This window comes from uncultured Lutibacter sp. (genome assembly GCF_937891065.1).
GTDB lineage: Bacteria > Bacteroidota > Bacteroidia > Flavobacteriales > Flavobacteriaceae > Lutibacter.
Genome location: NZ_CALAEQ010000227.1, coordinates 1 through 13,900 on the forward strand (window position 1 = coordinate 1; position 13,900 = coordinate 13,900).

At 29.3% G+C, this 13,900-nt stretch carries 11 protein-coding genes; 4 read left to right on the forward strand and 7 right to left on the reverse strand.

Annotated features, from left to right (window positions below; genetic code table 11):
• Positions 1–1,584: PNGase F N-terminal domain-containing protein (locus Q0352_RS12335; protein ID WP_299527952.1), on the forward strand; the 1,584-nt coding region annotated here is incomplete at its 5' end.
• 2 nt (positions 1,585–1,586) lie between these two features.
• Here the strand turns inward: Q0352_RS12335 and Q0352_RS12340 are convergent.
• The 5 genes from Q0352_RS12340 to htpG form a co-directional block, all read right to left on the reverse strand.
• The gene (locus Q0352_RS12340; RefSeq protein ID WP_367274642.1) at positions 1,587–2,483 is read right to left on the reverse strand and encodes an RluA family pseudouridine synthase; all 897 of its coding nucleotides are present in this window, start codon (positions 2,481–2,483) and stop codon (positions 1,587–1,589) included.
• A gap of 125 nt (positions 2,484–2,608) precedes the next feature.
• On the reverse strand, positions 2,609–2,992 hold the full coding sequence (locus tag Q0352_RS12345; protein WP_299527953.1) for an NUDIX hydrolase: 384 nt from the start codon (positions 2,990–2,992) through the stop codon (positions 2,609–2,611).
• 7 nt (positions 2,993–2,999) lie between these two features.
• On the reverse strand, positions 3,000–3,656 hold the full coding sequence (locus Q0352_RS12350; protein ID WP_299527954.1) for a hypothetical protein: 657 nt from the start codon (positions 3,654–3,656) through the stop codon (positions 3,000–3,002).
• Positions 3,657–3,813: 157 nt separating this feature from the next.
• The gene (locus Q0352_RS12355; protein ID WP_299527955.1) at positions 3,814–5,394 is read right to left on the reverse strand and encodes a LamG-like jellyroll fold domain-containing protein; all 1,581 of its coding nucleotides are present in this window, start codon (positions 5,392–5,394) and stop codon (positions 3,814–3,816) included.
• Between the two features lie 138 nt (positions 5,395–5,532).
• Entirely contained in the window at positions 5,533–7,422 is a 1,890-nt protein-coding gene (gene htpG / locus Q0352_RS12360) for a molecular chaperone HtpG (protein WP_299527956.1), read from the reverse strand.
• Between the two features lie 103 nt (positions 7,423–7,525).
• Here htpG and Q0352_RS12365 point away from each other — a divergent pair, with 103 nt between their 5' ends.
• Positions 7,526–9,112 carry a GMC oxidoreductase gene (locus Q0352_RS12365; RefSeq protein ID WP_367274641.1) on the forward strand — a complete coding sequence of 529 codons (1,587 nt, stop codon included), beginning with the start codon at positions 7,526–7,528 and terminating at the stop codon, positions 9,110–9,112.
• A gap of 11 nt (positions 9,113–9,123) precedes the next feature.
• Positions 9,124–9,816: a nitroreductase family protein gene (locus Q0352_RS12370; RefSeq protein WP_299527957.1), complete on the forward strand. Its 693-nt coding sequence runs from the start codon at positions 9,124–9,126 to the stop codon at positions 9,814–9,816.
• 38 nt (positions 9,817–9,854) lie between these two features.
• Here the strand turns inward: Q0352_RS12370 and Q0352_RS12375 are convergent, their stop codons facing one another.
• Complete coding sequence (locus tag Q0352_RS12375) at positions 9,855–12,266, reverse strand: prolyl oligopeptidase family serine peptidase (protein WP_299527958.1); 2,412 nt, start codon at positions 12,264–12,266, stop codon at positions 9,855–9,857.
• A 289-nt stretch (positions 12,267–12,555) separates the two neighbouring features.
• On the opposite strand from Q0352_RS12375, the gene Q0352_RS12380 reads away from it, so the two are divergent.
• Entirely contained in the window at positions 12,556–13,563 is a 1,008-nt protein-coding gene (locus Q0352_RS12380; RefSeq protein WP_299527959.1) for a 3-oxoacyl-ACP synthase III family protein, read from the forward strand.
• A gap of 113 nt (positions 13,564–13,676) precedes the next feature.
• On the opposite strand, the gene Q0352_RS12385 is transcribed toward Q0352_RS12380, so the two are convergent.
• Positions 13,677–13,900 (reverse strand): outer membrane beta-barrel protein (locus tag Q0352_RS12385; RefSeq protein WP_299527960.1); only part of this gene is annotated, 224 nt, incomplete at its 5' end.

Here is a 13,900-nt window from a genome sequence, read left to right on the forward strand (position 1 = left end):
GAGTATAGAAATGGAAAATTAAATGAAAATTCAAAACTATCCTTTATATTTAAATATAATATTGCCTATTTATCAAAACCAAATGATGAAATCCAAAGTTTTATAGATTTTAATAGTAATCAAAATATTGATGTAATTCATTATAAAAATAGTAATTATAAAACGATTACTTCATTTGATAAATTGTTAAAACCAACTTATTTAATTCAAACTGATACCATCTTAGGATATGAATGTTTAAAGGCAGAATTTTCATATTTTTCTAATAAAATAGAAGTTTGGTACACTAATAAGAGTAATGTAAAGGGTTCTCCTTATAAAAAATATCTTCCATCAAAATCAGCATTGGTTTTAAAAATTGTTATCAATGGAAATAGAGAAATTGTTGCTAGTAAGATTGTAGAAGAAGCTGTTTTTAATGATTCTTATTATTCTATTAGTAAATCAAAAGAAATTTCAGAATCTGAATTTGAAGAATTAAAAATTAAATCTAGATATACTACATTATCTGTTTTTTCAGAAGAGATAATAAATTTTGACCCTTCCATTAAAACTACATCAATTGATAATTCGAATGACAAAATATATCGCTTTTCAAATGGCTCTGTAATTTTAAAGAAAGTGAAATTACCAAATGTAGTAAAGCAAAATGCTCAAATTTATGCCACATTAACAAACTCCTCCAATGGCGATGCATACGATAGAACGGGTTCGGTATTTATTATTCCTGTTGATGATGATAAGCAAAATATGCTTGATGGTTTGTTGAATGGTGTAGATAAGTTGCCAAAACTAATTGATAATAAGGGTGAAGAATATCAAGGCATTTTGAGTAATGAAAATTACAATACACCTATTGAACTAATGCGGTTTTTTACTTCTTTTGGAGTAGGGCATTTTAATAACTTAAGAGTGATTAATAATTATCCTTGGAGAAACGAAGTTGTTTATAAGCAGGAGGTTTCTGCATTAATTCCAACAAATCAAGAAGAAGTTTGGGTTGGTGTATTTATAGGTAATTATGATAAAGGTGGGCATAAAGTAAGTTTGGATTTGGATTTTTATCCTGCTTTTGAAGAAAATGAAACTGCAGATAGATGGATACAACCTGTTTTTAATACCGTTAACATTTTAGAAATGTCTGGACAAAATTATGGTCGATTATTTAAAAATGACACATTAAAAATAGCTGTTACGATTCCGGATAATATTAAAAACCATAAATTATTATTTACTTCAACAGGCCATGGAGGTTGGGGTGGAGGAGATGAGTTTAACCAAAAGTTAAATGAAGTTTATGTTGATGGAAAGTTGGTTTATAGTGTAATTCCATGGAGAACGGATTGTGCTACTTATAGATTAAGTAATCCAGCTTCAGGTAATTTTGGCAATGGACAATCTTCTAGTGATTTTAGTAGATCTAATTGGTGCCCTGGAACATTATCACCACCTTATATTATTCCTTTATCATATTTAAAACCTGGTAAGCACACTATTGAAGTTCTTATAAAGCAAGGTGACGACGAAGGATCAAGCTTTAATCATTGGAGTATTTCAGGAATTTTAATTGGTGATAATAAATAAAATCAAATATTATACGTATTCCAACGCCTTTTTTCACGAACGAGCATAGACTTAAATTTTTGAGGAACTTCAATTTTTAAGACTATAATTTCAAAAGATTTTGGGTGTAAAAATTTCAGTTCAGATGCACATAAAAAAAGCCCTTTACCCTTGTGAAGGGTTTCTTTATTTCCATACAATTTATCTCCTAAAATAGGATGCCCAATAGATGCTAAATGAATACGAATTTGATGTGTTCTACCTGTTTTTGGTGAAACTTTTAAGAAACTTAATTGTTGGTATTTTAAAGAGTTTACTATTTTAATAATTTCAAAACTTGTTTCAGCTTCCTTATTTTCAATAGGTGTGCTAATAATTTGATTGGTATGAACTTTCCCAATTACAATAGTGCAATATTTTTTTTGAATTGTTTGATTCTTAAATTGATTTCCTAATTCAATTTGAGCAGTTTTAGTTTTGGCAATTAATAACAATCCAGAAGTTTGGTTGTCCAATCTATGCACTGGTGTTGGCCAAGGTAAACTATCTTTTGAGTTACTTTTTTTTAAATTAAAAGGTAATGCGTTATAAATAGTTTTATAAGCATTTCCGCTAACCGATAATCCTGCAGGTTTATTTATAACAGCCATTTCGTGGTCTTCATAAATTACTTCTAAAGAACATTCAAAGACTTTTGGTTGAGTTTGTGGTATTTCAAGAAGGTCTAACACAAAGCCACTTTGAACCCATGTCCCAGTTTGTGCAATTTTTCCGTTTGCAATAATTTGCCCTCTTTTAATCGCTTTTTTTACCCCAGCATTAGACGGAATATATAAATTGAAAATTGTTGGAGCGTATTCTTGTAAACGAATATTTTCTATGCCTTTTGGTACAATATGAGAATGGATAGTTTTAATAATTTGGCTTTTTGGTTAGTTAATGTTTTAATAAAAGACGATACTAAAATAATAAAGTTACACTTACATTAGTTTTAAACTACTAATAATTTGTTAAAGTGTAAATAATTGATAATTATGGAGTTATACTATAATAATTGATTTTTATAAAGTAATTGAATAATCTCTTTATAATCGAAGGATAATTTTAATTTTATGGCTTCATGATATGAAAACCAATTATAATCTAAAACTTCTAATTCTTGTAACTTAATTTCGCCATTCCAGTTTCCCAAAAAACGATAATAGCTTCTATCTTGCCAAACGCCGGTTTTTAAAATTGAAGTAGGTGAGAAGTTTAAATTACATTCTTCTTTTACTTCTCTTATTACATTTTGCTCAGCGGTTTCACCTTTTTCAGCTCTTCCGCCTGGGCAACCCCAAAATTCAGGATAATTTTCAGTATAATTAGAACGTTGAAGTAGTAGTATTTTTTTATTTTGAAGTATAACGCCTGATGCAGCTAAAATCATAACTAAGTTAGTTTTTAATAATTACACCTAATGTTGCTGTTTCACCAGTTGTAATATTCCAATTTTTAGCAGATAATATTGTGCCATTTTCATCATAAAGAATGACTTCGGCAGTATTTGGGCCTGAAAATCCTTGATTCAAAGCTTGAAAATCTATTCTGTTATAGCCTTTTTCTAAATTTAGATGCATAACATAATAATTAGATTTTAAACCAATATTTGAGCTCACAACTTTTTCATTTACATAAATTTTAATCCTGTCACCATCAACATAGCTGTGATCTCTGCACTCAATTTTAACCATTTTTGTTGAACTAGTAACGGTTCCTAAGCTAACAGTACTTTTTAATTTTTGATGTGTTACATCTTTACCTTTCCAATATTTTTTTCCAATAATATCTCTATTTTCAGGTAATTCTTCTAATAAAAAATTTTGAGTTTGAGCTGTAGGTTTATTTTTATTTAAATTTTTATCAATAGCATCAGTATTTAATTTATTTTCATTTCTAAGGTCTAAATCTATAATTGGTTGTATTTTATTAGTGGCTGAAGTTGCTTTTAATTGATAATTTCCTTTAATAGTATTAATTTCTGTATCAATTTTTTTTGTAGTGTCATTTTGTGAAAATAACGCAGCAGAACTAAAACTAATTAGAAAAATCAAAAAAAGTGATTTTAGGGTGTTATTCATTTTTTATATTTAGATTTTAGTATCAACAAAAAAAGTGCCACTTATTTAAGCAAGTACTATAAAAAGTAAAAATAATAAAAAAAGCCTCAATTAGTATTGAGGCTTTGTATTAATTGTTTGTTAAACTATCTTAATTAATTAAAAATTTAAAAGAATAATAATTACCATTTGTATTTTTAACTTTTAAAATATAAATACCTTTTTGCAGTATGTTTAATGGTATTTGTTCAGCAATTTCTAGAGTTTTAAATACTTTTTGTCCAAATAAATTGTAAACTTCTACTTTATTGATTTCATTTAAATTTTGAACATTTTTAAAGTATAAAATATTGTTGTTTACATAAAAGTTATTTGATGCAACATTCTCAATTTTTTCAACTTTAAGTGTGTTGTAAGTAAATAAATTTAAAATTTCTGCATCTGTTAAAACAGATTGATATATTCTAACATCATCTAAATCACCTAGAAAATAGCCATTCTCAGGGTAGTTGTAGCTACCAAAATATTGAGCAGTTCTAAACAATCTTGTTGGTGTGAACCCATTGAAAGTGCCTATTAATTCTCCATTTTTATATGCTTTCATTAGCCCAACTGCATCAACTGTGCAAGTAATCATTGTCCATGAGTTTAGTGTTAATGGACTATTTGGGTAGTTAGTGAGATCATTACAATAAAAAAGATATTTTGTACTGCCATCAAGTGTGTGAAACATAAATGTATTAGTCGTAGATAGATTACCTATATATATGTTGTTATTATTCCTGCCTACAGCGAGATCCATTACTACTCCCCAGTTATTAAATTTCTCCCATTTTACCCAGAGGTTAAAACTCATTGGGCCTCCATTTTCCCAATCTCCTATATCTATATAATCATTATTCGCATTGCCGTGATAATGATAGGCACTATCAGGATTTCCAAATCTGTCAGCTGTAAGTGTTGGACCAAAAACTGTTCCGTGATGATTATTACCACTTTCATCATTGGCATTTCCATTAAATGGGTAATAAGCTACTAGACCTTTAAACTCATTTTTAATTTCTTCTTGCGTTAGGGCTTTGTTATAAATTTTAATATCATCTATCTTTCCTTTAACAAATCCGTCATAATTATTTGCAGGATTTCTTTGTCCAATAAATAAATCACTTGTGCTAGAAATTAGGTTAGTTGTTCCTTGTGGCGTCTTTGTTTGTTCTATGCCATTAATATAAATTTTTCCAACACCATTGTTAAAAGTTCCTGTTAGCATTATCCACTGGTTACTATAAGTATTAAAAGAACTAACATTATAGCCTCCTCCTCCAACATTTAGAGATAATTTACCTCCACTATTACCAGGGTCATTGGTAAATATTAATTCATAACCATTTTCTACATCAAAACCCCCTTTAGAAATCCCTTTCCATAAATTACTAGTGTCTGGATTGTCATTATATAACCACATATTTATGGAGAGTTCATTGCCTGTAATATCTAAAGAACTGCTATTAGTTACTTGAATAAAATCGTCAATACCATCAAATTCATAAGCGCTATCTGTAGAACCAAATCTGTCAGTAGTTAAAGTTGCTCCGTTAACAGTTCCGTGGTTTGCATTCCCACTTTCATCATTTGCATTACCGTTAAAAGGGTAATAAGCAACTAAATTTTGTGTATTTACTGTCAAAAAAGAACATCCAAATAATAGCAAAAAAAGTAATTTTTGTTTCATAACTTAAATTTTTAAAATTAAAATTATGGGGTATCTATAAAATTACTAAGAGAACTTTAAGAATATTATGATTTTTATCATAAAACAAAAAAAAACCATAGCACATGCTATGGTTTTTTTTATAGATGATTAAATGATTTATTTTATCATTTGAAAACTACGTTTAATAAATTTAGTTAACTCTTCACCATGTAATAGGTTTTGAGAAAGTTTTGCTAAATCAAAAGCTTGTTTTATTAAAGCTTCTTGTTTCTTTTTAGTTTTAGTGGCTAAAATTTTACCAACTAATTCGTTATTTGTATTTACCACTAAATTATACATATCAGGAAAATTACCCATTCCCATCATTCCACCACCACCTGAAGCTTGCATTTCTTTCATTCTACGCATAAATTCAGGCTGCGTAATAATAAACGGATTTGCACTTGAATCCATTGCTTCCAACTGTACAGTGTATGTTTCTTTTGGAATAGTTTCTTCAATTAATGGTTTTAAAGTTTCTTTTTCTTCATCAGAAAGTTTACTGATTGAAGTTTCTTCTTTTTTAATTAAGTTTTCAATATGATCACCATCAACTCTTACAAATTGTACATTTTCTTTTGCTCCTTCTAATTTTTGAATGAAGTGAGAAACTATTGGAGAATCTAACAATAAAACTTCATATCCTTTTTCTTTAGCAGCTTCAATATAACTGTGTTGCGCTTTTTCATTTGAAGCATATAACACAATTAATTTTCCATCTTTATCTGTTTGAGCAGGTTTAATTTTTTCTTCTAACTCTGAAAAAGTAAAGTAGGTTTTGTCAACAGTTGGGTATAATGCAAATTTGTCAGACTTTTCGAAGAATTTATCTTCTGAAAGCATTCCATATTCAATAATAATTTTAATATCATCCCACTTTTCTTCAAAAGCTTTACGATCATTTTTAAATAAACTAATCAATTTATCAGCAACTTTTCTTGTAATGTAACTTGCTATTTTTTTAACAGCTCCATCAGCTTGTAAGTACGAACGTGAAACGTTTAAAGGAATATCTGGAGAATCAATTACACCACGTAACATTTGTAAAAAGTCTGGTACAATTCCTTCAACGTTGTCAGTTACAAATACTTGATTCTGATATAGTTGTATTTTATCTTTTGTTGGATCTAAGTTTTTATTCAACTTTGGAAAATATAAAATTCCAGTTAAATTAAACGGATAATCTACATTTAAATGAATGTTGAATAAAGGTTCTTCAAATTGCATTGGATACAATTCTCTGTAGAATGATTTATAGTCTTCATCTTTTAAATCGGCAGGAAGTTTTGTCCAAGCCGGATTTGGATTATTTACAATATTAGCAACCGTAATTGTTTCTGCTTTTGCATCTTCAGCAGCATCTTCAGCTAAAGGCAATGTTTCTTCGCGTGTTCCAAATTTAATTGGAATAGGCATAAACTTGTTGTATTTATTTAAAAGCTCTGTAATTTTACGTTCTTCTAAAAATTCTAATGAATCGTCATCAATATGTAAAACAATTTCAGTACCTCTTTCTTTTCTCTTTGTTTCTTCTAAAGTATATTCTGGACTTCCATCACATTCCCAACGTACAGCTTTTGAACCTTTTTGAAAAGATTTAGTAAAAATTTCTACTTTGCTGGCTACCATAAATGAAGAATAGAAACCTAAACCAAAATGACCAATAATTCCAGAGTCTTCAACTTTATCTTTGTATTTTTCAACAAATTCTTCAGCTCCAGAAAAAGCAACTTGGTTAATGTATTTTTCAACCTCTTCCCCAGTCATTCCAACTCCTTGGTCAATAATTCTAATTTCTTTTTTTTCTTTATCAATTTTAACTTCAATAATTGGACTTCCAATGTCTCCTTTAATTTCGCCTAAAGTTGATAAGTGTTTTAATTTTAAAGTTGCATCAGTTGCATTTGAAATTAATTCACGTAAAAATATTTCGTGATCTGAATACAAGAATTTTTTTATAATGGGAAAAATATTTTCAGCCGTTACATTAATACTTCCTTTTGTCATATCTTAAGTTTTTAATTTTAATATTTATGTTATTTGTTAGTCAAAAAAAATACCAAACTTATTTCTGTGACAAACTGACACTTTGAAAATAAATACATAAATTGTGAATTATAAAAAAAGTATCATGACTCAATATGATTATGTAATTATTGGAAGCGGTTTTGGAGGCTCAGTAAGCGCATTACGATTGTCTGAAAAAGGTTATAAAGTGTTGGTGATTGAAAAAGGGAAATGGTTTAAAAGTGAAGATTTTCCGAAGACTAATTGGGAATTAAAAAAATGGCTATGGGAACCAAAATTTAGGTTAAGAGGATTTTTTAAAATGACTTTTTTAAATCATGTTACAGTGCTTTCGGGTGTTGGGGTAGGTGGAGGCTCCTTAACTTATGCCAATACGCTTCCAATTCCTAAACAAAATTTTTTCACAACAGGAAGTTGGGCAACCTTAAATAATTGGGAAGAGAAGTTAAAGCCATATTACCAAACAGCTTATAAAATGTTGGGAGCTGCTAAAAATCCAAAATTACACGCCACTGATTTAACAATACAGCAAATAGCAAAAGATATTGGAAAAGAAGGTCATTTTGAAGCTACGAAAGTAGCTGTTTATTTTGGTGAAGCTGGAAGAAAAGTAGAAGATCCTTATTTTAATGGTAAAGGACCTAATAGAACTGGATGTACACATTGTGGCGCCTGTATGACAGGTTGTAGATATAATGCCAAAAATACATTGGATAAAAATTATTTGTTTTTAGCACAACAGCTTGGAGCTGAGATTTTAGCTGAAAAAGAAGTTTTTAATGTTTCTTTTTTAATTTCTGAGGATGGATCTGATGGGTATAAAATTGAATTTAAATCAAGTATTGGAAAAAAGCAATTAGAAAGCGTAACTGCAAAAGGTGTTATTTTTTCAGGAGGTGTTGTTGGAACGGTTCCATTATTATTAAAACTAAAAGAAAATTCGCTACCAAATTTGTCAGACTATGTTGGAAAAAATATTCGTACAAATAATGAATCTTTAATAGTAGTAACTTCCACAGTTAAAAATCCGAAAGATTATTCAAAAGGATTGGCTATTGGTTCTATTTTACATTCCGATGAAAATAGTCATTTGGAGCCAGTTCGTTATGGTGAAGGTTCTAGTTTTTTTAGGCTATTAACAATGCCGTTAGTTTATCATAAATATTCACTATTTAGGTTGTTAGGAATTTTTGGTTTGGTGCTAAAAAAACCAGTAATACTATTAAAAACTATATTTGCTAATAATTATGCAAAACGATCAACCGTTTTATTGTTTATGCAAACTTTAGATAGTACGCTTAGGATAAAACTAGGGAAAATTACTAAAATGAAAACTGAGCAAGAAGATGGCCCAAAACCAAAAGCATTTATTCCTGAAGCACTAAATTTTGGTAAAATATTTGGGAAGAAAGTAAAAGGAATTCCATATGCTAATATTACAGATGTATTACTTGGAACACCCACTACAGCTCATATTTTGGGTGGAGCAGTGATGGGAGAAAATACTTCAAATGGAGTTATAGACAAACATTGTAAAGTGTTCGGGTACAAAAATATGCTAGTTTGTGATGGTTCTATGATTTCAGCAAATCCAGGTGTAAACCCATCATTATCAATAACAGCTATTGCCGAATATGCAATGGATAAAATTCCTAATAAAGAATCTTAATTATTTTTAAAATGAAAGAAACAGACGATTATATATTAGTTGACGGATTTAAACATATAAGTTATAAACACGAAACATTTTCTGAAATTGAAATGATTGATAAATCGAAGAGGCTTTATGAATGGATGGATAAACGAAGATCCGTTCGTCATTTTTCAGATAAACCAATTCCAATTGAAGTTATTGAAAATATTATTAAATCAGCATCTACGGCTCCTTCTGGCGCGAACAAGCAACCTTGGACATTTTGTGTTGTAAAGAATTCTAAAATAAAGAAAAAAATTAGAGAAGCTGCGGAAGAAGAAGAACGAAAAAGTTACAATGAGAGAATGAGTGATGAATGGTTGGAAGATTTAAAACATTTAGGAACTGATGCTAATAAACCTTTTTTAGAGATAGCTCCTTATTTAATTATTGTTTTTAAACGACCTTTTGAATACGGTAAGAACGATGAAAAACTTCAAAATTATTATGTGAATGAATCTGTTGGTTTGGCTTGTGGTTTTTTAATTTCGGCTATTCATAATGCAGGATTGGTAACTTTAACACATACACCAAGTCCAATGCGATTTTTAGAAAAAATATTGGAAAGACCAACAAACGAAAGAGCTTTTTTATTATTACCTGTAGGTTATGCTGCTGATAATGCGTATGTACCGGATATTGGGAGAAAACCACTTGATGAGGTTATGAAAATTTACTAAAAAAAGCAGCTTTAAGCTGCTTTTTTTAGTAACATAAATTATTTTCTATTTTTAACATGTTCTTCTAGCCATTGATCTTGTTCCCATAACATATGAAAAACAGATTCTTTAGCTCTATACCCGTGACTTTCTTTAGGTAACATTACCAATCTAACTGGTGCACCCAATCCTTTTAAAGCATTAAAATAACGCTCGCTTTGTAATGGATAAGTTCCAGAGTTATTATCTGCCTGACCGTGAATTAACAATAAAGGTGTTTTCATTGTATCAGCATGCATAAATGGTGACATCGTATTGTAAATTTCTGGTGCTTCCCAATAATTTCTTTCTTCACTTTGGAATCCAAAAGGAGTAAGCGTTCTATTGTATGCTCCACTTCTTGCAATTCCAGCTGCAAATAAATCAGAATGCGCCAATAAATTTGCAGTCATAAATGCTCCATAAGAATGACCACCAACAGCAACTTTATTTCTATCAATATATCCTAAATTATCAACTGCATCGATAGCTGCTTTTGCGTTAGAGACTAATTGTTTAATAAATGTATCATTAGGTTCAATATCTCCTTCACCAACAATTGGAAAAGAAGCATCATCTAAAACAACATATCCTCTAGTTACCCAATATACTGGAGAACCATACCAAGGATAAGTAAATTCATTAGAATTTGATGTACTTTGTCCAGCACTACTTTTATCTTTAAATTCTTCAGGATATGCCCACATAATCATTGGGTATTTTTTTCCTTTTTCAAAATTAGTAGGTAAGTACATCGTTCCAGATAATTCTAAACCATCTTCACGTTTATACTTAATAACTTCTTTATGTACATTTTGAATACTCTTAAAAGGGTTTTCAAATGTTGTAAGTGAAATTAGTTTTGCTCCTTTTTTAATGTTTCTAATATAGTAATTAGGATATTCGTTTTTAGATTCTATTCTAACAACAATTTCTCCTTTTTTCATATTAAGAGCATATGAAAGATCTTCAATTTTATCTGTTAATTTAGATTGATATAATCTTTTAGTTTTTAATGTTTTTAGGTTCATTTCATCAACAAAAGGAAATTTTCCTTCTTTACTAAATCCATCACCAATTAAATATGCGTTGTTTTTTACCAAGTCCAAAGTATATCTTCCAAATTCATTCTTTTTAGTTACAAAATTTCCTGGATTGTTATATTTATCTTGATAATTTCTATCTGAAATAATAACAGGTTTTACGTTTGAATTTGAAGGATTGAAAAGGTATGATTTTGTGTTTCTAGTATTCCACCAGTAATCCTGTCCAATGGCTGTGGTATTGTTTCCCCATTCAATTCCTGCAAATCGCCCTATAGTTTTAAGGATTGAATTTTCTTTTCCAGTAAATGGAGCATTCAATTCAAATACTTCATCTCTAAAATCAACTTCTTTATCAGGATCTCCACCATCTAATGCTTCACACCAAAAAATAGTTGCAGGCTTATCATCTCTCCAAGAAAGGCTTCTTTTACCTTTTCTTACAGCCATAAATCCTTGAGGTAAATCTTCAATTAAAGGGATTTCTAAAATTGTTTTTACAAATGTTCCATTTGAATTGTATATTGTTGTTTTAGATGGAAATCTTCTATAAGGAACTAAATAAGAAAAAGGTCTTTCAATAGTTGTAATCATAATATAATTTCCATCAGGAGAAAATGATAAACTTCTATACATATCACTTCCTTTCCATTCTGAAGCAACACCATCTAATGAAATTTTAAATAAAGTAGATAATGTTAATTGTTCAAAATTATGTTCATCACTTTTATTTTTTAATAAATCCTGATAAGTTCTGTTTTGAGCTTTTATACCTTTTTCACTAATTGAAATTGTAGGACCAGATGGCACAGCAGTTTTTGTATCTATAATTTCTTTTCTCTCTTTTGAAATAAGTTTTACAAGTAAAGAATTATTGTCTTTAAACCAAGTAAATGGACTTCCTGTATTAGCATTTAAGTTGGCATCAGAAATTTTATTGGCAGATTTTGATTGAAGATTAATTATCCAAAGTTCTACACCTGTAGATACAGTATTTGTAAAAGCCATTTTTGTTTGATCAGGAGACCAAGAAAAGTTTGAATATCTACCATCTTTTGGTAATCCTTTCACTAATTCGTCACTGTTATTTCTTCCAACTCTAACTTTAATATTGGAATAGTAGCTTTCTCTACTATTTATATTTGTTTTTGGATTAATTCTTAATCCTCCTAAACGCATTTCTTTTTCAGATAATTCTTGAATGCTTTTAAAGCTTGAACGATATAGAAAAACAAAGTTTTCACCTTTACTATCCATTCTCATTGATGGAGCTAATGGAGCTTCTGCAAGTTCAAGAATTTCTTTTGGAGGTTTTTGGTAGGTTAAATTTTCTTGAGGATAAACAGATATACTCAAAAATAGGACTAATAATAATAGAATATTTTTCATTTTGATTAAGTTGATTTAATTTAATGTTCATCAAATCTACCAAAATAGGAAGATTTTATTTCCTAATATAATGTTAAATGGAAGCTATTTATAATGAATTTAAATAAATTTTAAATTTATTGTTTACCTTTAAAAACTATCAATAAATTCAATGCTCGAAATTTCGTTCAATAGTTATAAAATAATTTTAATAAAATGATAGATTAAAATTAGGGAGTAGTAACTATTATTGTTGTGAATACTTAGAGATTTTAGTATGTTTGAAGCAAATAAATAAAAATATTAATATATGTATAATTCGAAGATAACCGGACTTGGTTTTTATGTTCCTGAAAATGTTGTTACAAATGAAGATTTATCCAAAATGATGGATACTAATGATGAGTGGATTCAAGAAAGAACAGGTATTAAAGAACGAAGATGGATAAAGGAAGGAAGTGAAGATACTACTGCCGTGATGGGAGCTAAAGCATCTCGAATTGCTATTGAAAGAGCTGGATTAACTAAAGATGATATAGATTTTATTGTATTTGCTACTTTAAGTCCAGACTATTATTTTCCTGGAGGTGGAGTTCAATTACAGGAAATGCTTGATATGAGAACAGTTGGAGCAGTAGATATTAGAAATCAATGTTCAGGTTTTATTTATGCCATGTCTGTTGCAGATCAATTTATTAAAACAGGAATGTATAAAAATATTTTGGTGGTTGGATCTGAATTTCATTCTGGTGGATTAGATAAATCAACTCGCGGTAGAGGTGTTACCGTAATTTTTGGAGATGGAGCTGGGGCAGCTGTTTTGTCAAGAACTGAAGATAATACAAAAGGTATTTTATCTTCTCATTTACATTCTGAAGGAAAACACGCAAAAGAATTAATTGTAGAATCACCAAGTATTATGCATTGGGTACCAGCATTAATTGCTGAGAATGATGAAAATGACGAATCTTATTACCCATATATGAACGGAACATTTGTATTTAAAAATGCGGTAGTTCGTTTTTCAGAAGCAATTATTGAAGGTTTACAAACCAATAATTTAGAAGCAACAGATATTGATATGTTAATTCCACATCAAGCAAACTTGCGTATATCTCAATTTGTTCAGAAAAAGTTTAAGTTAAATGATGACCAGATTTATAATAACATTATGAAATATGGTAATACAACTGCGGCATCAGTAATCATTGCATTAACAGAAGCCTGGGAATTAGGTAAGATTAAAGATAATGATTTAGTTGTTTTAGCTGCTTTTGGTAGTGGATTTACTTGGGGAAGTGTAATAATTCGTTGGTAATATAAAATTAGACTATATTTTAAAAATAAAAGCCTCAATAACGCAAGTTTTGAGGCTTTTTTAAAGGCTTATAATTTAACTAATTCAAAAAATTATAATACCATTTTATATATTTATATAAATCCACCACCACCTTGGGTTTCATTATTATCTCTCGATTTACGGCTTTTAGCTTTGTTTTTTCCACCACCAAATCGGTACATAAAACCTAAATAAGCAGTTCTGCTTTCCCAGTTAAATTGTCCATTAAATGGATAAGGGTTTTCAGATTCAAATTTAAATTTCATTCCTTCAAAAATATCATTTACTCGTAAGCTTATAGTACCTTTTCCATCTA

What these genes read in the sequence shown, in the direction of transcription:
- Q0352_RS12345 (WP_299527953.1), bottom strand. Translation starts at nt 2,992, where the DNA reads ATGATTTTAGCTGCATCAGGCGTTATACTTCAAAATAAAAAAATACTA.
- htpG (WP_299527956.1), bottom strand. Translation starts at nt 7,422, where the DNA reads ATGACAAAAGGAAGTATTAATGTAACGGCTGAAAATATTTTTCCCATT.
- Q0352_RS12355 (WP_299527955.1), bottom strand. Translation starts at nt 5,394, where the DNA reads ATGAAACAAAAATTACTTTTTTTGCTATTATTTGGATGTTCTTTTTTG.
- Q0352_RS12380 (WP_299527959.1), top strand. Translation starts at nt 12,556, where the DNA reads ATGTATAATTCGAAGATAACCGGACTTGGTTTTTATGTTCCTGAAAAT.
- Q0352_RS12375 (WP_299527958.1), bottom strand. Translation starts at nt 12,266, where the DNA reads ATGAAAAATATTCTATTATTATTAGTCCTATTTTTGAGTATATCTGTT.
- Q0352_RS12370 (WP_299527957.1), top strand. Translation starts at nt 9,124, where the DNA reads ATGAAAGAAACAGACGATTATATATTAGTTGACGGATTTAAACATATA.